Source organism: Levilactobacillus zymae DSM 19395 (assembly GCF_001434115.1).
Lineage (GTDB): Bacteria > Bacillota > Bacilli > Lactobacillales > Lactobacillaceae > Levilactobacillus > Levilactobacillus zymae.
Window position 1 is genome coordinate 55,791 of the sequence record NZ_AZDW01000058.1, and the last position, 21,160, is coordinate 76,950.

14 protein-coding genes, 1 tRNA gene, 1 pseudogene and 1 CRISPR repeat array are annotated in these 21,160 nt (G+C 52.5%); of the genes and pseudogenes, 11 read left to right on the forward strand and 5 right to left on the reverse strand.

Annotated features, from left to right (window positions below; genetic code table 11):
• Window positions 1-155 precede the first annotated feature (155 nt).
• Window positions 156-2,057, forward strand: coding sequence for a bifunctional metallophosphatase/5'-nucleotidase (locus FD38_RS12255; RefSeq protein WP_057734589.1), 1,902 nt, complete (start codon window positions 156-158; stop codon window positions 2,055-2,057).
• Window positions 2,058-2,296: 239 nt separating this feature from the next.
• On the opposite strand, the gene FD38_RS12260 is transcribed toward FD38_RS12255, so the two are convergent.
• Window positions 2,297-3,016 (reverse strand): MIP/aquaporin family protein, encoded by a 720-nt coding sequence (locus FD38_RS12260; protein WP_057734591.1) that lies wholly within the window; start codon window positions 3,014-3,016, stop codon window positions 2,297-2,299.
• 318 nt (window positions 3,017-3,334) lie between these two features.
• Here FD38_RS12260 and FD38_RS12265 point away from each other — a divergent pair, with 318 nt between their 5' ends.
• The 6 genes and pseudogenes from FD38_RS12265 to csn2 all read left to right on the forward strand — a co-directional run bounded on the left by FD38_RS12265 (window position 3,335) and on the right by csn2 (window position 12,506).
• Entirely contained in the window at window positions 3,335-5,227 is a 1,893-nt protein-coding gene (locus FD38_RS12265) for a glycoside hydrolase family 2 TIM barrel-domain containing protein (protein ID WP_057734593.1), read from the forward strand.
• A complete protein-coding gene (locus FD38_RS12270; RefSeq protein WP_057734594.1) occupies window positions 5,208-6,173 on the forward strand; it encodes a beta-galactosidase small subunit in 966 nt (321 codons plus the stop codon). Before FD38_RS12265 ends, FD38_RS12270 begins: the two co-directional genes overlap by 20 nt.
• A 218-nt stretch (window positions 6,174-6,391) precedes the next feature.
• Window positions 6,392-10,447: a type II CRISPR RNA-guided endonuclease Cas9 gene (gene cas9 / locus FD38_RS12275; RefSeq protein WP_057734596.1), complete on the forward strand. Its 4,056-nt coding sequence runs from the start codon at window positions 6,392-6,394 to the stop codon at window positions 10,445-10,447.
• 208 nt (window positions 10,448-10,655) lie between these two features.
• Window positions 10,656-11,561, forward strand: a pseudogene (gene cas1 / locus FD38_RS12280) (type II CRISPR-associated endonuclease Cas1).
• A complete protein-coding gene (gene cas2 / locus FD38_RS12285) occupies window positions 11,539-11,844 on the forward strand; it encodes a CRISPR-associated endonuclease Cas2 (RefSeq protein WP_057734597.1) in 306 nt (101 codons plus the stop codon). Before cas1 ends, cas2 begins: the two are co-directional and overlap by 23 nt.
• Entirely contained in the window at window positions 11,841-12,506 is a 666-nt protein-coding gene (csn2, locus tag FD38_RS12290) for a type II-A CRISPR-associated protein Csn2 (RefSeq protein WP_057734599.1), read from the forward strand. Before cas2 ends, csn2 begins: the two co-directional genes overlap by 4 nt.
• 35 nt (window positions 12,507-12,541) lie before the next feature.
• Window positions 12,542-13,765: direct repeats of the CRISPR family, unit length 36 nt; unit sequence GTTTTAGATGAGTGGTAAATCTAGAAGGTCAAAAGC.
• Window positions 13,766-13,923: 158 nt separating this feature from the next.
• Here csn2 and rbsK read toward each other — a convergent pair.
• The 3 genes from rbsK to FD38_RS12305 form a co-directional block, all read right to left on the reverse strand.
• Entirely contained in the window at window positions 13,924-14,847 is a 924-nt protein-coding gene (gene rbsK / locus FD38_RS12295; RefSeq protein WP_057734601.1) for a ribokinase, read from the reverse strand.
• Between the two features lie 114 nt (window positions 14,848-14,961).
• Window positions 14,962-15,321, reverse strand: coding sequence for a winged helix-turn-helix transcriptional regulator (locus FD38_RS12300; protein WP_057734603.1), 360 nt, complete (start codon window positions 15,319-15,321; stop codon window positions 14,962-14,964).
• 108 nt (window positions 15,322-15,429) lie between these two features.
• Window positions 15,430-16,407 (reverse strand): LacI family DNA-binding transcriptional regulator, encoded by a 978-nt coding sequence (locus FD38_RS12305; RefSeq protein WP_057734605.1) that lies wholly within the window; start codon window positions 16,405-16,407, stop codon window positions 15,430-15,432.
• 256 nt (window positions 16,408-16,663) lie between these two features.
• On the opposite strand from FD38_RS12305, the gene FD38_RS12310 reads away from it, so the two are divergent.
• The 4 genes from FD38_RS12310 to rihA all read left to right on the forward strand — a co-directional run bounded on the left by FD38_RS12310 (window position 16,664) and on the right by rihA (window position 19,025).
• A tRNA-Gln gene (locus FD38_RS12310) sits at window positions 16,664-16,735 on the forward strand.
• A 139-nt stretch (window positions 16,736-16,874) separates the two neighbouring features.
• The gene (locus FD38_RS12315) at window positions 16,875-17,195 is read left to right on the forward strand and encodes a hypothetical protein (RefSeq protein WP_057734607.1); all 321 of its coding nucleotides are present in this window, start codon (window positions 16,875-16,877) and stop codon (window positions 17,193-17,195) included.
• Between the two features lie 100 nt (window positions 17,196-17,295).
• The gene (locus FD38_RS12320; RefSeq protein ID WP_057734609.1) at window positions 17,296-18,012 is read left to right on the forward strand and encodes a class I SAM-dependent methyltransferase; all 717 of its coding nucleotides are present in this window, start codon (window positions 17,296-17,298) and stop codon (window positions 18,010-18,012) included.
• 80 nt (window positions 18,013-18,092) lie between these two features.
• The gene (rihA, locus tag FD38_RS12325; protein WP_057734611.1) at window positions 18,093-19,025 is read left to right on the forward strand and encodes a pyrimidine-specific ribonucleoside hydrolase RihA; all 933 of its coding nucleotides are present in this window, start codon (window positions 18,093-18,095) and stop codon (window positions 19,023-19,025) included.
• 123 nt (window positions 19,026-19,148) lie between these two features.
• On the opposite strand, the gene FD38_RS12330 is transcribed toward rihA, so the two are convergent.
• Window positions 19,149-20,879, reverse strand: coding sequence for an aryl-sulfate sulfotransferase (locus FD38_RS12330; protein ID WP_147007841.1), 1,731 nt, complete (start codon window positions 20,877-20,879; stop codon window positions 19,149-19,151).
• Window positions 20,880-21,160: the final 281 nt, after the last annotated feature.

A 21,160-nucleotide genomic window follows, 5' to 3' on the forward strand; every position in this document is an offset into this window, starting at 1 on the left:
TGGCGTTTCCTGTGGGGAAATTGTAAGGCGGAGGCCTTTCAATTTCGACCCCTTGAATTGCAAACTTAGAGGGGATTTACTTAGTGACAATAAGCGCTTTCATTGTTACGCTAGGGACGTATCGGATTACATATTTTTGAGGAGGATTTGTCATCATGACAATAGCTCACCATCATCATAAGCTACTTTATAGTTTGTTAGTGCCCTTATTAGTTGCCGGCAGTGCGTCGACGCTACCGGGACTGGACGATCATTCGGCACACGCCGCGGCCCAGAAGGTCACCACGCAAACCGATAAGTACAGCACTCCGACCAGCCAACCGGGGTTTAAGAAGTTGGCCAAGAAATACAAGACCGCCATTCCGATTCAGGTCTTAGGCATCAACGACCTGCACGGGGGCCTGGAAACCACGGGGACCGTGAAGATTGGCGACCAGACTTATAGCGACGTGGGGACCGTTGCGCGGCTCGGGGGCTCGTTAGACCAAGCCCAAAACCAGTTCAAGAAGACCCAACATGCTAAGGCGGCCAACACCTTCCGGGTGGAAGCCGGGGACATGGTCGGGGCTTCACCGGCCAATTCGACCCTGCTGGCCCACGAATCGACCATGCACACCTTGCGGGCCATGAAGTTCCAGATCGGGACGCTGGGGAACCACGAATTTGACCACGGTTTGGGCGAATACAACCGGATTTTGAAGGGCAATAAGCCGGCCGCTAACGCCGATTCGTTGGTCAAGGCCTACCCGCACCAAGCCTCGAAGATCAACCTGGTCGTGGCAAACGTGGTCAAGAAATCCAACAACAAGATTCCTTACGGCTACAAGCCCTACACCATCAAGACGGTCAAGGCCCACGGCAAGACCGCTAAAGTTGGGTTTATCGGGATTGAAACCACCGACCTGCCTCATTTGACGTTACTGAAGAACTACCAAAACTACAAGATCTTGGACGAAGCCAAGACCATCGCCAAGTACGATAAGGTCTTGAACAAGAAGGGCGTTAAGGCCGTGGTCGTGATGGCCCACACTGGGATCGCCTCCCAGGACGGCAAGACGGCCGGTAGTGCGGTCGATATTTTGAACAAGGTCAACAAGCTCGACAAGAAGAACAACGTTGGGCTGTACGTGGCCGGGCACTCGCACCAGTACGCCAACGCCACGGTCGGCAAGACCCATGTGGTCCAAGCCGTTTACACCGGCAAGGCCTACAACGATACGCAGGGGTACATCAACCCGAAGACCGGGAAATTCATGCACCTCGAATCTCACGTGTACCCCGTCTTACCAGCCAAGGCCAACCCCAAGGCTAAGACCAACGCCAAGGTGGCCGCTATCGTGAAGGACGCCGACAAGCGCGTGGCCCCGAAGGTCAATGCCGTGATTGGCAAGGCCGCCACTAACGAACCGATCACCGGGCGGAACAACAACAGCAAGACCATGGAAAACGCCGCGGGTGAATTAGTGGTCGATGCGCAACGTTACGAAGCCCAAAAGAACGGGACTAAGCCAGACTTTGCCATGACCAACAACGGTGGGGTCCGGGCCGACTTGGCCGTTGCCAACAACGGGGACATCACCTGGGGTGCGGCCGTGGCCGTACAGCCATTTGGGAACATCTTACAGGTGGTTGAAATGACCGGTCAGCAAATCAAGGATGCGCTGAACCAACAGTATGACGAAAACCAAGCCTTCTACCTGCAAATCTCCGGGTTGAAATACACCTACACGGACAACAACGATGCTAAGCAACCGTACAAGGTAGTCGACATCAAGAAGGACGATGGCACGCCGGTCAGCATGACGGCGACCTACCGCGTCGTGATCAACGACTTCCTCCACGGGGGCGGGGATAACTTCTACGCCTTCAAGGACACGCCAATCAAGGCCTCCATTGGCTCTGATACCGACGTCTTCGTTCAGTACTTCAAGGACATGGCCGCCGCAAACACGCCGGTCAAGGCCCCAACGCTGGACCGCAAAGTCTACCAGCCCGCTGGGAGCGTGGTCGCTACGAGTACTCAACCCGTGAACCAGGTTCAGGTGGCGTTAGGGTAAGCATTGATTTGGTCCTCCAGCTTACGATGGTAATGACAGTCACTTTAAGGCTATCCGTTAAATGGATTATCACTGGGTAGTTTCCCTGATTAGCCGAAAACAGATTTTAGTCTCCCTCCAAACAGAAATTTGCCGGCTAAAAGTGATGAGCGGTTTAACTAGGGACGAGCTGAATAAAACTCAAAAAATGAGGATTGCCGGGTCACGGCAATCCTCATTTTATCTGCAATCGTTATGGTTTAAAGAAACGCTTGGTACAAAACCGTGGCCGCGATGGCGCCGGCGATGGGAGCCACGATTGGCACCCAACTGTATTCAAACTGCGAACTGCCCTTGTACTTGAACGGCCAGAGGGCGTGTAACAGCCGTGGGCCAATGTCCCGTGCGGGGTTCAAGGCCGGTCCGGTGGGCCCCCCGAAGGAGACGACCAGACACATTACCAGAAAGCCTAAGCCCAAAAAGTCGGCCCGGGGGTCTAACTTATCGGCCGTCATGAAGACCGCGCCCAAGACCAATAAGAAGGTCCCGATAAATTCGTTCAGGAACCCGTTCAACTTGCTGTCGGCCGCGTCGATCGTGGAGAAGGTCCCCAGGATGGCTTCGGCGTCCGTGGTCTTGTCGTAGTACGGCTTGTAGGCCAGGACCACGGTCAGTTGACCCACGATGGCGCCCAGCGTTTGGGCGATGACGTAGGGCAGGACTTCGGCCCAAGGGAAGTTGCCGACGACGGCTTGGGCGATGGTCATGGCCGGGTTGATTTGCGCCCCGGAGATGGTGGCGAACATCAACGCGGGAATCATGACCCCGATACCGTACCCGAACCCAATCAGGACCCAGCCCCCGTGGTAGCCCTTGGTCCCCTTCAATTCGACGTTAGCGACGGAGCCGTTTCCTAAGGCCACCATGATGGCCGTCCCGATAAATTCCGCGAGACACCGGATGAACAAAGTATAATGCATTAAACTCTACCTCAAATATGTATTTTTTCGACTGCCAACCAGCGAGTATTCGTGGAAATAGCAGCACTCATAATCATACGCTTACTGGCATAAGTTTTCAGTAATATTTTCATCTTGAATAGCTTATTAAAACTTAGCGGTAGGGAGTCGTTCGGCGGATTTACGGCAACGGAAACGGTTACAGGATGGTCGCCAACGGATCCTAAATTTTTCGGAAAAAATTGCCCCCAGAAATCATCAACGGGGGGCGACCTGTAGTACAATAATCCTGTAAACAAATGTAAGCGTTTTAACTAAAATGAAAAGGAGGTCTTGCTGTTGCAAGCAGACTTAAAATGGCTGGACGACCCGCAAACGTTTCGGGTCAACCAGTTGCCCGCGCACAGCGATCACCATTATTACCGGACGGTCGCCGAGATGCAGGCGCACCAGAGTAGTTTTGTGCAGAGCCTAGATGGGACCTGGCAGTTCGCCTTTGCCCAGACGCCGCAAGAACGGCCCGTGGGCTTTGAACAACCGGACGCCGACCACCAGAACTTTGGGGAAATCCAAGTACCCGGCCACATCGAACTCGCCGGTTACGGCCAGCTCCATTACACCAACACCTTATACCCCTGGGAAGGTAAGCTGTATCGGCGGCCGGCCTACGCACTGGGCGACACCACCGGGATGCCGGGGATGTTTAGTGAAGGGCCCGACAACACGGTCGGTGCCTACCTGAAGACCTTTACCCTGAACCCCGAACTACGCGACCACCGCGTCGTGATCCAGTTCGACGGGGTCGAAGAGGCCATGTACCTGTGGCTCAACGGGCACTTCGTGGGGTACGCCGAGGACAGCTTCAGCCAGTCGGAATTCGACCTGACGCCTTACCTGCAGGCCGGTGAAAACTTGCTGGCGGTGGAGGTCTTCAAACGCAGTACCGCGGCCTTCTTGGAGGACCAGGACTTCTTCCGGTTCTCCGGGATCTTCCGTAGCGTGCGCTTAGTGGCCCAACCGACCGTCCACGTCAACGACCTGACCATTCGGGCCAACGTCCTCGACGATTTGACCACCGGTGACTTTAACGTCACGTTGAATCTTAATGCGGACGCCGCCCAATCCGGGGCGCAGGTCAAAACGATTCTGCACGCCGGCCAACAGGTCCTGTTGAACCAGACCGTACCGGCTCAGGCCGAGCTCACTATCCGACACGTGCCCGTGCCCAACGTCCATCTTTGGGACCACCACGACCCGTACCTGTATCAACTTCAGGTCGAAGTCCTCGACGCCAGCGGTCAATTGCTGGAGGTCGTGCCCTACGACGTCGGGTTTCGGCGGGTCGAACTCAAGGATAAGGTGATGTTGCTGAACGGTCACCGGCTGATCTTAAACGGGGTCAACCGCCACGAATGGGACGCCAAGCGCGGCCGTAGCGTCACGCTGGCCGACATGCAATACGACCTGCAAGTCTTCAAGCAACACCACATCAACGCGGTACGGACTTGCCATTATCCCGACCAGATTGCCTGGTACGCCCTGTGCGACCGCAACGGCATCTACATGATGGCCGAAAATAACCTAGAAACCCACGGCACCTGGCAGAAGATGGGCGCCGTCGAACCCTCGTATAACGTTCCCGGATCGCTGCCGCAATGGCAGGGGGCCGTAGTAGACCGGGCTCGCAGTAACTATCAAACGTTTAAGAACCACCCGGCCATCCTCTTCTGGTCGCTAGGTAACGAATCCTACGCCGGCGACGACATCGCGGCCATGGACCAGTACTATCACGACCACGACGAGGGCCGCCTAACCCACTATGAAGGTGTTTGCCGCAACCGGGTCTACGCCGACCGGATCTCCGACATGGAAAGTATGATGTACGATCCACCGAAGGCCATCCGCGATTACCTAGACAACGACCCGCAAAAGCCGTTCGTTAACTGTGAATACATGCACGACATGGGCAATTCGCTGGGCGGCATGAACAGTTATACGGATCTGATCGACCAGTACCCAATGTACCAAGGCGGGTTCATCTGGGACTACATCGACCAGGCCTTGTTGGTCAACGACGAGGTCACCGGCCAACTGGTCCTGCGCTACGGCGGGGACTTCGACGACCGGCATTCCGACTATGAATTTTCCGGTGACGGCCTGCTATTCGCGGACCGGACGCCGAAACCCGCACTTCAGGAGGTGAGCTACTACTATGGCAAATACGACCGCTAAACTACACGTCGTTTATGGCGACGGGACCTTGGGCCTGCACGGCGAGGGGTTCCAATACATCTTTAGTTACGAACGGGGCGGCCTGGAGTCGCTCAAACGCAATGGTAAGGAGTGGCTCTACCGCGTGCCGAAACCCACGTTCTGGCGGGCCACGACCGATAACGACCGGGGCAACCACTTTTCCGAAAAATCGGCGATGTGGCTGGGGGCCGACCTGTTCAGTCCCTGCACGCACATCGAGGTGGCTGTAAACGGCCAGGACATTACCCTGCCGATTGCGCCGGAAAACAACCGCTATTCGGACCACGAGACCGCCGAGACCGTGACGCTGCGCTTCACCTACACCACGACCACGGTGCCGGCGACCACCGTGGTGGTAAGCTACACCGTGGACGCCACGGGCGCAATTCGGGTCCACACCCATTTCACCGGCCAGGCGGGCTTACCGGAATTACCCGCGCTGGGACTGCGGTTCGTGATGCCGACGGCCGCGCAGCAATTTAGCTACCGCGGCTTATCCGGGGAAACCTACCCGGACCGCATGGCGGGCGGCCAACTGGGCGACTACCAAGTCACCGGGTTGCCGGTCACGCCGTACATGGTCCCGCAGGAGTGCGGGATGCACATGGCGACCGAACACGCCACGGTGACCCGGGCCATTACGTTGAACAACGCGGACCCGGACACCGAACCGTTCAGCCTGACGTTTACGCAGGCCGACCAGCCGTTTAACTTCAGTTGCTTGCCGTACACGGCCGAGGAGCTAGAAAATGCGACCCACATCGAAGAACTGCCACCGTTACGGCGGACGGTCTTCACGGTCTTTGGCGCCGTCCGCGGTGTCGGCGGAATCGACAGCTGGGGCGCCGACGTGGAAGCTAAGTACCACCTGCCCGCCGACCGGGATTACGACTTCGAGTTCGTGATTGCGGGGACGCAGGAGTAAGACGAATTAAATTTGATAGGAAAAGGCGTTGCTTGCGAGCAACGCCTTTTTTAGGCCAACTGATTATTTTGAAGACGACAACCGGTAATAATTATGATAATTACGAATTTTGACAATGGGTGACATAGTTCTGGACGATGATTAAATGGGTACGCTAGAATAAAATAATTGAAACAAGTTGCTTAACCCTAATTCGGCTATAGAAGGGATTTATTAATTTGTACAAAAAATACGGTATTGGATTAGATATTGGAACCAGTTCAATTGGCTGGTCCGTGGTGGATGAGTACGGTCACATCATCCGGGTCAAAGGGCAAACCGGGTTAGGTGTTCGGCTTTTTCGGGAGGGGCAACCCGCAGCGGACAGACGAACCTTCCGGACGACGCGGCGCCGTTTGGGGCGGCGCCGGTGGCGGTTACGGTTGCTACGTGAGATTTTTGACCCATACATTGCCGCCCAAGATCCAAACTTTTTTGCGCGGCAAAAGGCGTCTGCAATTGCCCCGGGCGATTCGCGCTTCAAGGCCGTTTATCGGCTTTTTAACGACCAAACCGACCGGCAATTCTACGATAAGTACCCGACCGTCTATCATTTGCGCCAGAAGTTGATGACCGAAAAACGTCAGTTTGATATCCGGGAGATTTATTTGGCCGTTCACCACATCGTGAAGTACCGGGGCCACTTTTTAACTGGTGGTGCCGCGAAAAACTTTAAACCAGGGAAGCTGGATTTAAACACCTATTTTGCAACGATTAACGCCCAATTAGCGGCAATTTTCATGGATTCACAGGTGGAGCTTCCCCAATTGGATTGGGATGCGGTGGTGTCATTGTTGACCAACGACCAGGAATCGCCCAGTGACCGGCAGAAGGCGTTGACTAAAATGCTGGTGGCTCAGGGTGATGCGACGCAAAAACGGTTCTATACCGAGTTTTCGAAGGCCCTGCTGGGGTTGAAAGCTAAGCTTTACGTTTTAACGGGATTCGAGGGGGATAAGACTGACCAAAAGGCCTTAACGTTAAGTTTGGAGACTTTAGATGACCATCAAGATGATGTTACTCAGTTATTGGGGGATGAACAGCGTCAGTTGGTAGAATTATTGGCCAGGGTGCAGTCTGCAATCCAGCTTGCCATTATTATTCCCAACGGCAAGACGTTCTCTGGCCAGATGGTTCAGCAGTACCAAACGCATTATGACCAATTGCGGCTCTTAAAAGACTATCGGGAACAATTAACGGATCAAAAACACCGGCGGGCCCTGAAACAGGCTTACGCCGACTATCTGGCAAATGATCAAGATCAGGATGCCCTAGTCAAGGCGGTAGAGAAAGTTTTAAAGCAGAATCAGCCGCTTAGTACCGTGGGCGTACGGTTACAAACTGCCATTGACGCGGGGGACTTTCTGCCCAAGCAGCGAACCAAGGCGAATAGCGTGATTCCGCATCAAATTCATCAGCAAGAGTTGGACCGAATTATCGAAGCTCAGTCCGTTTATTATCCTTGGTTAGCTGAGGAAAATCCGGTGGCAGCCCATCGCAGCTATGCCCCATATAAGTTGGACGAATTAGTTGATTTTCGGGTTCCATATTACGTGGGGCCACTAGTACAGCCGCAAGCGGATAAAGCGGCTAAGGAAACCAAGTTTGCGTGGATGACGCGCAAGGAAGCCCAGTCGACCACGCCCATCACGCCCTGGAACTTTGAGCAAGAGGTGGACCGTAACGCCTCGGCGAACGCATTCATTCAACGGATGAAGACCACGGATACCTACCTATTAGGCGAGGACGTGTTACCAAAAAATAGCCTGTTATATCAACGCTTCGAGGTATTAAATGAATTAAACAATGTTCGCGTGGACGGTAAGCTATTGACGATTGCCGAAAAACAACGACTTTTTCAGGACCTATTTGTTGACCGGTCACAAGCGTCAGTCACCATCGCGCAATTACAAGCCAATCTCATCGCGCACGGTGCCGCTAAGGACCGGGTCGAAATCAAAGGGTTGGCTGATCCTAAGCGTTTCTTGAGCAGTTTAACAACGTATCACGATTACGCTCAAATCATTCCGGAAGCCTTGGAACAACCGGACAAGCGTGCCGATATTGAAAAAATCATCAACTGGTCGACCATTTTTGAAGATACGTCGATCTTTAAAGAAAAGCTGCAGGAGATTGCTTGGCTCACACCAGACCAGCGCCGCCAGTTAAGCCAAAAGCGGTACCGCGGTTGGGGGCAACTCTCTGATAAATTATTAACTCAGCTGCGCGATGCGACGGGGCAGTCCGTGATGGATTTACTATGGACTGAACCGAATAACTTTATGCAGATCATTCGTCGAACGGAATTTCAGCAGGCGATTGCGAGAGTGAACCAGACCGACCTGAAGCAACAGGACTTAGCGACAACAATCAATGATCTGTATACGTCACCGCAAAACAAAAAGGCGATTCGCCAGGTCTTATTAGTGGTCGCCGATATTCAAACGGCGATGCACGAAGTGGCGCCTAGCTGGCTATTCATCGAAGCGGCACGCGGGCCGGAACAGAATCCTAAGCGTAAGTTAGCCCGCCAACAGCAACTGCTAGAAGCCTATAAAACGAGTGCTAAAGAAATTGTTAACGAAGCCGTTAAGGAAAAGTTACTGTCGGCAATTGACGACCATCAAAAATTCGAGGATCAGGTAGTCCTGTACTTCCAACAAAATGGGCTCGATATGTATACGGGGAAGCCGTTAGACTTTGAGCGCTTGTCGAAGTACCACATTGACCACATTATTCCCCAGTCGGTGGTTAAGGACGATTCACTGGATAATCGGGTGCTGACCACGCCAGAGGAAAATGAACGAAAGGGTGCCCGGGTCCCCGGACCGTTGTACGCGAGTCAGCAAGGCCGGTGGCGGTTATTGCAACGGGCCGGCTTGATTTCCCAACGGAAGTTGGACCACCTACTCTTACGGCCGGAGGAATTAGACCAACAGGCTACGGGCTTTGTTGCTCGGCAATTGGTGGAGACTCGTCAGGTGATTAAGTTGATTACCAATATTTTGAGCCAACAGTATGATCCGGAACAAACGAAATTGGTCTCGGTCAAAGCGGGATTGTCGCATCAATTCCGGACCAGGTTAAACCTACCCAAGCTACGGGAACTCAATGATTATCACCATGCGCACGATGCCTACTTAGCAGCACGAATTGGGACCTATTTGTTACAACGGTACCCCAATCTAGAACGGTTCTTCGTTTATGGGCAGTATCAGAAAACACGGTTTGACTTAAAGCGGCATTTTAACTTTATTGGGGAGATGTTGAAAGGCAAGCCAGAGGATGCGGTGATTGTTAAGGCACCACACTCGGAGACCGTTATTTGGGATAAGCAGGATGAAGTCAAACAGCTGAAAAAAATAATGGAATACAGGCATTTATTAGTTACTCATGAGGTTTATGATAACCATGGCGCACTATTTAATCAAACCATTCATCCGGCTAAAAATCCTAAAAACAGAAAGTTAATTCCGCGCAAAACCACTCAATCTACAGAACTGTATGGTGGGTATAGTGGTGAAACAACCGGCTATTTAGCCATCGCACGGACGGTTACTAAGAACAAGATAAGCTATCAAGTATTGCGGGTCCCGACGCGTTTGGTGGGGCGCCTGCAACGAAGTAGTGAGTCCGCACAACGACAGATTCTGACGGACTGGTTTGCACCTAGCTTTGTTTCCCGGGGTAAACAACAGCCGTTTGAAATTGTCTTACGCCATGTATTTAAAAATCAGACAGTGATTGATGATATTCATGAACAATCACATCGTTTTGGATTGAGATCAGATACTTATTATTGTAATCAGCAGCAACTGGTTTTGTCGCTAGAACAGCAAAGAATGATAATTGATCAGAAATTAAATAATACGAATAAGTTGATGGTGGTTTATGAAGCTGTTTGTGATCAAGTGGCGAAATATTTTCCACTTTATCGAATGAATCACTTTAAGGAAAGTTTGTTAGAGGCGGGCCCGAAATTAGCCGAGTTGCCAATTAATACCGTACAATCTAAAAACGGAAAATTGAAATTAGGGCAAAGAAGTGTCCTTCTACAGACAATGCAAGGATTACATGCTAATCCTGAGACAAAGGATTTGTCCATTATTGGATGCCCTAAGTATTTTGGAAAGTTGCAAGTTTCATCAGGTATTAAGTTAACTGAGAATGCCGTGTTAATTCATGAATCACCAACTGGATTATTCCAACGACGCGTTCGTTTAAGTGATTTATAGTAACTAAAAATGACCAACTCATTGGACTGCCAGTGAGTTGGTCGTTTAATTATGTATTGGCTCGATAACGAGCTCAAAAAGGAAAACTTGATACCGCAGTATCTTGTTTGATTTTAACACTGAGTGGTAAATCTAGAAGGTCAAGCAGGTCAACTTGACCACTAACAATATAGCATTTTTTGCCGCAATCGACAAGGAGGATGATTTTATGGGATGGCGAACCATAGTAGTGACGCAGCATGCCAAAATTTCGTTAATGACGGGTAACCTAGTGGTTCAGACGGATACGGACCGGTACCACATTCCCGTTCGGGACGTGGGAGTGCTGTTGATTCAGACCGTACAGGCCGTGATTACGGCGGCCGCTTTAGTTGCGTTAGCAGAAGTTCAGGCCAAGGTTATTTTCACGGGGCGGGATGGCCAACCAATTTGCACCACTACGGGAGATTACTCAAACGCACAATCGGCGGTGACGGTGCAAGAGCAGGTCGCCTGGCCCCAGGATCGCATGATGAAGCTTTGGACGCGAATCGTGGCGAGTAAGCTGCAGAATTAGATTCGAGTGGCGCAGTTTGTCAAAGCACCCATTGAAAATTTGCAACAGGAGTTGGACCAATTAGAATTTAACGACATCACCAATCGGGAAGCGGTAGTCGCTCGTCGTTATTTTCCGTTAATATTTGGGGATGATTTTTCACGGTCAGATTTAACCCCCATCAACGCAGCGTTGAACTACGGGTATGCCATTTTACTGTCAATCGTTGATCAAGCAATCGGTGTGCGGGGATACTTAACGTGCCTGGGAATTCACCATGTGCGAACGGATAACGCGTACAACTTAGGTTCCGATTTGATGGAACCCTTTCGGCCGATTATTGACCAATGGGTGTCGCAACAAAAAATCCGAGATTTTACTCCGGATATTAAGTATGGCTTGGTCGACTTATTAAACGTTGCCATGACTTACAACGGGCAACAGACGATATTACGAAATGCAATTCCTAAGTACGTGGGGCACTGTCTGGACTATTTAGCAGGAGCGGTGGAGACAATTCAAGTCGAGGTGGAAATTCCAAATGAGGTATCGAGTCATGCGCTTAATGGTACTGTTTGATTTACCGATGACGACCAGTAAGAATCGACGAAATTACCGGCAGTTTAGGAAAACGTTGATTCAAGAAGGATTCTTCATGATGCAATATTCGGTTTACGTGAGGGTGTGTGCCGACTCAAAAGCGGCTCAAGCCATCGAGCGCCGTTTAGCGCGCTTGGTTCCCACGGATAGTCTCGTGCAAACGGTGATGATGACGGAAAAACAATATCAAAATATGCACTTTATTGCGGGAGAACCCAGCCAAGACGTTTTGAATTCAGCGGCGAGGACGGTGATTATTTGAAGCTGACCTACTACAGTTATGCGCCGTTTGATGTTCCGACCGGTAGAATCACAGTGTTGGACACGGGGGCGTTAAACATTTATCACGATTTAGTCCGGGGTCTCAGAAACGATGAAGAGACGTTGCACGTCGCTACGGATGAATACGACTTAAAAGAAGTTAATCAGCTGTGTCGGTGGTATGGTGACCCGCTACTGGAGTTGGATTTAAATGCGGTATTTCAACGGAAACTGCAGGTACAGTTGTTGAAAGTCTTGTCTGACCAGCAGACGGTTCAATTGACGGATCAAGTTCAACAATTATTGACACAAATTCTGGGGGATAGTTATGTTTTGGATGTGCCGTTGGGGATTCCGGAGACGCCCGAACTAGCAAAATTAATGAAATTCAGTGGTCTCAAGATTGACGGCATAGCCGATATGGGGATTCATGGTATACTGGAAACGTTAATTAAGGTATTAGTTGAATTAAACGATCGGCACACGGTCGTGTTGACCAATGTTAGCCACTACTTACAGGTCGCTCAATTTAAATTATTGAGTAAAGCGGTGGCGGACGCAGGTTTACCACTCCTTATCATTGAATTCTCAGAAATCCGCCGTCAGCAAGTATTTGAAGATTGTGACTATCACTACATCGATAGTGACTTTGTTCTCTGGTAGCTGATTTAGTATGAGAGAAGCATTATAGAACAATGGTTTTAGATGAGTGGTAAATCTAGAAGGTCAAAAGCGACGCCGACACCATTAGCGCCATTCAAGCCGTTTTAGATGAGTGGTAAATCTAGAAGGTCAAAAGCAATCCGGTAAGAACATGGCCCGCCCGCAATGTTTTAGATGAGTGGTAAATCTAGAAGGTCAAAAGCAAGGACGACCAACCCGACGACGCGGCCATCGTTTTAGATGAGTGGTAAATCTAGAAGGTCAAAAGCAACTGGTTCTCGCGGCCGTAAGTGCCAGTTGTTTTAGATGAGTGGTAAATCTAGAAGGTCAAAAGCGGCCACCGTGGCCCGCGGGGCGGTAAGGCCGTTTTAGATGAGTGGTAAATCTAGAAGGTCAAAAGCCAATTTCACCGATAGCCAAAACCCACACTAGTTTTAGATGAGTGGTAAATCTAGAAGGTCAAAAGCAATGTCGGGATGTTCCTTGCACCACACGGCGTTTTAGATGAGTGGTAAATCTAGAAGGTCAAAAGCGGGCCTATGCCAGTCAGTCCGGCACGTCTAGTTTTAGATGAGTGGTAAATCTAGAAGGTCAAAAGCTTTGCGGAGTATCGCTATAGCGGCAAGTACGTTTTAGATGAGTGGTAAATCTAGAAGGTCAAAAGCGTCTTCGTCGTCCATGATGTCCAGGGCGGTGTTTTAGATGAGTGGTAAATCTAGAAGGTCAAAAGCGGTCGGTGGCGTCATTGGCGATGACCTTAGGTTTTAGATGAGTGGTAAATCTAGAAGGTCAAAAGCGATCGTGATTTCCCAGTCTTCCAGCGGGTTGTTTTAGATGAGTGGTAAATCTAGAAGGTCAAAAGCATGAAGATGATCGGCACGGTCAGGCCACCAGTTTTAGATGAGTGGTAAATCTAGAAGGTCAAAAGCGCCGGGGACCCGTCCACGCTACAGCCTGAGGTTTTAGATGAGTGGTAAATCTAGAAGGTCAAAAGCAGCGATTGAACCTAGCTATTCGGGTCTCAAGTTTTAGATGAGTGGTAAATCTAGAAGGTCAAAAGCGTCACGGCCAAGTGTAACCGGCCGGTGTCCGTTTTAGATGAGTGGTAAATCTAGAAGGTCAAAAGCATGACAACAACGACCATTGCCGTCGGTAACGTTTTAGATGAGTGGTAAATCTAGAAGGTCAAAAGCGTACGAGCCCCCACTGGGTGACGAACTCGTATTTTAGATGAGTGGTAAATCTAGAAGGTCAAAAGCGTAAAACCGCGCCCCTTGCAAGGCGCGCCCGCTTTAGATGAGTGGTAAATCTAAATAGTTACGCATCAATCACAAAGTCTTAAAGTAGTTCTAACTCTAGACCAAACGAAAGTCCCGCACTTCAAAATCGGTGCGGGACTTTCGTTTGCTCTAAAAATCTAACTCGGTTGATACGCCTGCGCCACCTCTTCGGCCGTGGGGTAGGACTTCTGCGTCCCACGCCGGGTGACCGTTAACGCCGCGTAAGCGTTGGCGTGGTGCAGCGCGGTCGGCACGTCCTCGCCCTGGGCGAAGTAGTGAGCGAATGACCCGATAAACGAGTCGCCAGCCCCGGTAGTGTCCACCGCCTGGACCTTGACGGCGTCGATCAGTTGGCAGTCGTTGGCGCAGACCCACAGCACCCCCTTGGCACCCAACGTGACCAGCAAGTTTTTGACACCCAGGTCAATTAGATGGTGGGCGGCGGCCTTAATTTCGGTCAGGGTCGTGGTCGGCATGCCGGTCAGCGTCGCAAGTTCCGTTTCGTTCGGCGAGAAGAAGTCGACCCGACTGACGTGCGCCAAATCCAGGTCGCGGTTCGCCGGCGCCGGGTTCAACAGGACCGGCACGTGATACTGGTTGGCCAGGTCAATGGCGTGGTAGTTGGTGGCCAGCGGGATCTCCTGTTGGAGCACGATGAGCTTGGTGTGTTGAAGCAGGTCGACGTGTTGGTCGAGAACCGCGGGCGTCAGTTCGCTGTTGGCGCCCTTGATGATCAGGATGCGGTTATCCGAAGACGGGTCGACGAAAATCGGGGCCGCGCCACTGTTCTTCTGGCCCACGCCCACACCGGTGACGTCGATGTGGTTGGCCTTGAAATTGGCGAGTTGCTGTTGCCCAAAGTTATCGTGGCCGACCATGGAGATGAAGCTGACGCGCGACCCCAACCGGGCCGCCGCGACCGCCTGGTTGGCCCCTTTACCGCCGAAACCCATGGCAAAGTCGGGCGCTTCGATGGTTTCACCTTCGACCGGCATCCGGTCCACGTAAGTGATTAAATCGATCATGTTAGAACCAATGACTAGAACATCGCTATCTTGCATATCTGACACTCCTCGTTTCAGTCTTCTCTTTTAACCTAGCACAAAACCGATTAAATGTAAACGCTTACAGAAAACGATTACAAGAAGGGCATGCCGTGAAAAGCCCACCGCGGTCTAGGCGTCGTGGTGGGCTGAGGTGACTGGTTGGATTTCGTTGAGATAAGTCCGTCCCCAACGATTGAGTGCCAACAGTAACGGCACTAAGGAACGTCCGGCGCGAGACAGGGAGTAGCTAGTCGGGGCTGCGGGGCCGTTGGTGGCGACCACCAGTTGGTCACGCACTAACTGGGTGAGTTGGGTGGTCAACGTCGCTGGGGGACAGGCCGTCAGGGTCCGCTGTAATTCGGCGAGCCGGTAGTCGTGGTCCGCCAAACGGTGGAGAATCAGGGGTTTCCAAGGACTATCCAGCAGGCTTAACGCCGTGTTTAGTGGGCGCAATTCCGTGGGTTGGGGCTGGGCGATGGTCGCGGTCATGGTCAGGACCTCCTCGTGAGTTTGGGGCCAGTGTAGCATGAACGCTAGGCAAGACGGGTGCGCCACCCCTCGAAACGGGGCACTAAGGACGGTTGCTTCTCTTATTAATTAATGGGTAATGATTTTAGCAGACAAACGGAATTCTTCGGCGGGGAGGTCGGGCTGGTTGATGCGAGCAATCAGTCGGTCCACCGCCGTTTTGCCGATTTGCGCGATGGGTTGCTTGGCCGTGACGATGGGCTGGGGCAGGAAGTCGAACCAGTCCTGATCGTCGAAGCTCCCCAGTTGAAACGGGGGTAGGTCGAGGTCGGGCAACTTATGCAAAACGGCGTCCATGATGGTGTTGTCCGCCGCCAACAGGCCGTCACAACGCTGGTTGATCAGCAGTTGGCGGGTCATCTGGGCGACGTTACTGTTATCGGTGCGGGCGGTGGCTTCGATGGCGGGATCGCGTTCCTGGCCCGCCGCAGCCAGAGCTTGGTGGTAGCCTTGGAGCCGTTCGGTGGCGGTCATCGACACGGCGCTGTTGATGATGCCGACGCGTTTGGCCCCACGGTCGATCAACTGAGTGACCAAATCCTGGGTGCCGCGGACGTTATCGACCAGGACCCGGTCGTACTGGGTCGCGATACCCGCGGGCGGCATCCGGTCGACGAACACGGCGGGCGTGTTGCCCAGCTGGGCGGCGTAGTCGGTGGGGCCCCCGGCGCTGGTGATGATCACGCCGGCCGCCTGTTTCTCCAGCATCAGGTTCAGGGCGCTGACTTCCCGGTCGTCCTGTTCGTCGGTGTTGACGATGAGGACGTCGTAACCGGCCTGGGCCGCGGCGTCTTCGATGGCCCGAATGATGTGGGTGAAGAAATTATTGAGGATGTCGGGAATGATGACGCCCAACGTGTTGGTTTTTTGGACCCGAATGCTCCGGGCGAGGCCGTTGGGGTGGTACCCGAGATTTTGCGCGATCTTTTGAATGCGTTGACGGGTCGCCGGTTTGACCTGCGGGCTATCATTGAGGGCCCGTGAAATCGTGGCTTCTGAGACCCCCGCTTCGGCGGCCACGTCTTTAATGGTTATTTTTCTGGACAACTTCAGTCACCTACTCCTTGTTAATTATAACTAATAATCTTTGATTGTAACTTCCCCGATAAATGATCCGATAATGTGGGACCCTATCTATCCTAGCGTTAAATTGGCGAGCCGGTCAACTAATTCATCCGCGGAAATTTGCCGGGGAGCCCGGTTGATTTTGCCCGTTAAGTAAAAAAATCGCAAAAAAGGCTTGCGTCCGCTGGGGGTTAAATGCTAAAATTATTACCTGTTGAGTCAGTGATGACGCAATTATTGGGCTATAGCCAAGTGGTAAGGCAACGGGTTTTGATCCCGTGATGCGCTGGTTCGAACCCAGCTAGCCCAATCAGGATAGTCGTTGAAGCCGAGTGCTTCAGCGGCTTTTTTTTGTGCGTTTTTTTAAAAATTGCGTCACGAACCGTGCCATCCTAGGCAGCGGGCGGCGGGTTTGCTACCCTAAGAGCATAGAGTAGGGGGAAAGTGACATGCAGAAGTGGCAGATTGGCCTGGAATGGGGCGTTAACGCCCTGGCGGTAAGCTTACCGTTAGCGTTGTTAGGCAACGGTTTTAAGGGCGTCATTGACCAGAGTCCGCTGCATCCGGATGCGGTCATTGTGTTGGGGAGCATCGGGTTAGTGGCCGTCAGTCTCGGTGGCTTGGCGGTTTACCATCGCCACCGCACACAGCGCTATCAGCGGTGGTTAGGTTGGGGATACGGCGGCCTGTTAGGGGTGGGCGTGGTCCTCGGTGACCTGGCGTTAAACCCACCGGACTGGCTGCTACGCTTACTGATTCCGGGATATTAATTAATTGATAGGAACTTTCGCTAAATTAACACTTTAGTCTGTTCACCATCCCCAATTTCGAGTATACTCAATGGGCAGAAAGTTTTAGGGGAGGTACGAGATGAAGACGATTCGCGAAAACGGTCTGGACGGGGTCTCCGGGCTCATTATCCTGTACGGGTTGGGGCTGCTCTGTCTGCCCGTGTGGGTGTTGACCGGGTTTCACCTGGCCTGGCTGATTGCCGCTGGGATTTACCTGATATTGGGGAGCATCTTTCTACATACCACGTTGGTGGGCAAGGCCCACATCTGGGACCGGTTATTGCGCGAGGTGCCATTGGATAAACACACCCGGGCGCTCGACATCGGGTGCGGGCACGGCCTGGTGATGTTCAAGATTGCCCAACGGTTACCGCTAGGGGGGCACATCACGGGCATCGATATTTGGCGCCAACTCGATCAAACCAACAATTCCCAGTCGGCGGTGGAACGGCGCTTGGCCGTTTCCGAATTGACGCAGGAGGCCACGGTGCAGACCGCCGATATGCGTCAGTTGCCGTTTGCCGACCAGGCGTTTAACCTGGTGGTCTCTAGCCTGGCGATCCACAACGTCAAACCCAAGGCCGGCCGCCTGCAGAGCCTGCAAGAAATCAGCCGTGTCTTGCAACCGGGCGGCCGGGTGGTCTTGGTCGACCTGGGCTTCTCCTGTCAGGAATACAAAGAAGCGCTCCAACGGTTAGGCTTCACGGACATTCACGTGAGCGGCAACGGTCCTAACGGCTGGTGGGGCGGTCCCTGGATGCCGACGCTGACGTTGCGGGCCACTAAACTTAACTGAATCATCGTGAGGCGCGGGTATCCGGGCCTCTTAGTCTATGGTACGATGAAAGCGTACCCATTACACTAGGAGGCTTCTGTATGTCCACTAAAATTATTCTCGATTGTGATCCCGGCCACGACGACGCGTTGGCCATGATGCTGGCGCTGGCCAATCCCGAAATTGACTTGTTGGCCGTGACCACCTCGGCCGGTAACCAAACGCCCGAAAAGACGCTCCATAATGCCATGCGGCTATTAACGCTGATGCACCATCAGGAGATTCCCGTGGCGGGGGGCAATCGGACGCCGCTGTTGAAGCCGCTGGAGACCGCGGGAAACGTCCACGGTAAGAGCGGGCTGGACGGTGCCGAATTGCCCGAACCCGATTTCGACGTCCAACCCCTGACCGCCATCGAACTGATTGCGCAAACGCTACGGGCTAGCGCCGACCCGGTCACGTTGGTGGTGACCGGCCCGATGACCAACATCGCGCTGTTCTTGCGGGTGTACCCCGACCTGAAAGCCAAGATTGCCCAAATCGTCTTCATGGGTGGGGCCATGGGGCTGGGGAACTGGACGCCGTCGGTCGAATTCAACATCTACGTCGACCCGGAAGCCGCGAAGATCGTGCTCAACGCTGGCATTCCGCTGGTCATGGCGCCGCTGAACGTGACCCACAAGGCTCAAATCATGAAGCCCGAAATCGAAGCCATCGGCCACATCGACAATCCCGTGGCCCACGCCTTTACCGGCCTGCTGAACTTCTTTGAAATTTATCACGAGAATCCCAAGTGGGGCTTTCAGGGCGCGCCGTTACACGACCCCTGCACGATTGCCTGGTTACTCCATCCCGAATGGTTCCAGACCGAAAAAATGGCCGTCGACGTGGAAACCGCGGGTGAGTTGACCCGGGGCGAAACGGTTTGCGATTACTACGAACTGACCGGTCAACCCAAGAACACGGAAGTTCTCCTGAACCTGAACCGCGAAGCCTTCATTCAACTGATTGCGGACTCGTTGAAGACCTTCTAGTTAGGAACTGGAATCTGAATTAGTTTAGACTTGAGAACCCTTTTAAAGTTAGTTAATCTCGACCCAAACAAAAAACGCGTAACCCTTACGGTTGCGCGCTTTTCTAGTGGTTAAACTTAACGATTATTTCGTCGCGTCAAATTGGTAACTGCCGCTGTAGAACGGTACCCGGTAAGCCCGGTAGGCGTAAGCCTTGGAGCCGGCGTTCTTCAGCGTGACGTTGAAGACTTGTTGGCCGGACTTGGTGACTTCGATGACGTTACTTTCTTGACCGCCATTCTTGAACCCGAAGTCGATCAAGACGTTGCCGTTGCTTTGCTTTTCGGCGTACCCGATGACTGGCGTGAAGTTGGTCTTACCCAACGACTTCCCGTAGGCCCAGGTCTGCTTGATAGTCATGTTCTTGGTATCCACGTGGTACTGAACGGCCTGCGAGTACTTGCCCGAGGTCTTCTTGTTCCCGTTGGTGACGGCAATGTTGTTGTCGTAGAGCAGGAAGTCTTCGCTGGAGGCCTTGGCGCCGTTCCCGTTGTTCAACAGGTAAAGGCCGTGTTGGCCCCCGGTGATGGTGGTGCCCTTGGTTGGCTTCAACAGGTATTGCCGGTAGGCTTTTGGCCAGGTCTTGGCCTTCTTCCCACTGTAGATCCACTTGATGTGGTCGGTCTTGTAGTCCAACTTCATGATCATGTCTTGGTTCCGACTGGAAATCACGATACTCTTGTCGTTCTTGTCGTAGTCGACGGCGTTTTGGTGCAGCCAATCGACCTTGTTGTCGCCACCCTTTTTGTAGGTGGACCACATCGACTTCGGCAGGAGTTTCTTCATATCAATGACCTTCACGATCTTCCCCGTATTGTGGTCGACTTCGATCATGGTGTCTTCCTTGTACTTGGACCCGTCGGACACGGTGGCTAAGAAGTTATGGTTGGGCAGTTCGACCAGGTCGTGGTGAATGACCGTGGTTTCGGTGTTGGCCTTGGCGGCCTTCTTGCTAACGCTGGAGGAGTCCGAACTACTGGTCTTGTTGGCAAACCCGTATTCCTTATAAACGCGGCCCAAGTAGTCGGTTTCAATCAGGTCGTTATACACGTCGGAGTCCACGTTCTTCTTGGACAGCAACATGATGTGCCCGTTGGACCACTGTTCGATGGTGTGTTGGGAATAGTTGGTGTCGTACCACCGAACGTTACCGTCGGCGTCAATGGCCAGCGGTTGTTTGGTGGTCCGGTTGAGGATGGTCAATTTATTCTTACCAATACTCATTTTGGACTTGTCGTTTTTGGTGACGGTCAGCGTGGCGTCCTTGATGTACTTAGGCAGCGCACCGGTCTTCATGGATAGGGTCTTGGTCTTGGTTTCTCCGTTTTTGTTGGTCGTGGTGATCTTGACCGTGTTGGTGGTGTCGGCGTACAGGCCAACCACGGGAACTTGATGGGACTTGGTGTACCCGCCCTTGACCGTGTTGGTGATTGAGGTGTGGTCGGTCTTACCCACGACCGTGTAGCTGACCTTCTCGGCGTCACTGGTGGTAAACGTGACTAACGCGGACAGGGGGGAGGAGCCGTAAGGGTTGACCTTCACGTAAGGATCGGTCAACGTGTATTTCGAGTTTTCGGCGGCAGCCTTATAGGTTGCCGTCAATTTTTTTTGTGCGTCTTGACGGGTGGTAATCACCTTGACGTCTAGGTTCTTCTTGATTTGCGCCGTGGTCAACGCGGTTTTGTTGTTCTTGATGCCGTACGACTTGGCCGCCTCGGACTTAGCGGAACAGCCGGCCAGGCCGACCGTGACTAGGGCGAGTGAGGCGATGACGAATCGTCGCCAACGCCGGTGAGTAGTTTGCAAATGAGCCATCTCCTTATAAAACTGCAATAAAAATGGGGGACTGGTGGCGTCAGCCACCTATCCCCCAAGATATGTAACAGTTCCAATATATCATGGCTGTAAAACAATAACGTTACAGAATTCTGATAAAATTCCGAAGAAATTGTGATGAAGTTGTGAAGTTCGGCCGGTATCCTGCCAAACGGCGGCGTTTTTCTTGATTTTGATGAAAACGGTTCCTAAGAAAATCATATTTTTCGCTTAGCAAATCATCAGGACCGCCCCCTAGAGCCCGTGCTATAACGGGGATA

Coding starts and splice junctions, on each gene's coding strand:
- cas2 (WP_057734597.1), top strand. CDS start 11,539: ATGCGCTTAATGGTACTGTTTGATTTACCGATGACGACCAGTAAGAAT.
- FD38_RS12320 (WP_057734609.1), top strand. CDS start 17,296: ATGAAGACGATTCGCGAAAACGGTCTGGACGGGGTCTCCGGGCTCATT.
- rbsK (WP_057734601.1), bottom strand. CDS start 14,847: ATGCAAGATAGCGATGTTCTAGTCATTGGTTCTAACATGATCGATTTA.
- FD38_RS12300 (WP_057734603.1), bottom strand. CDS start 15,321: ATGACCGCGACCATCGCCCAGCCCCAACCCACGGAATTGCGCCCACTA.
- FD38_RS12255 (WP_057734589.1), top strand. CDS start 156: ATGACAATAGCTCACCATCATCATAAGCTACTTTATAGTTTGTTAGTG.
- rihA (WP_057734611.1), top strand. CDS start 18,093: ATGTCCACTAAAATTATTCTCGATTGTGATCCCGGCCACGACGACGCG.
- FD38_RS12270 (WP_057734594.1), top strand. CDS start 5,208: ATGGCAAATACGACCGCTAAACTACACGTCGTTTATGGCGACGGGACC.
- FD38_RS12315 (WP_057734607.1), top strand. CDS start 16,875: ATGCAGAAGTGGCAGATTGGCCTGGAATGGGGCGTTAACGCCCTGGCG.
- FD38_RS12260 (WP_057734591.1), bottom strand. CDS start 3,016: ATGCATTATACTTTGTTCATCCGGTGTCTCGCGGAATTTATCGGGACG.
- FD38_RS12330 (WP_147007841.1), bottom strand. CDS start 20,879: ATGGCTCATTTGCAAACTACTCACCGGCGTTGGCGACGATTCGTCATC.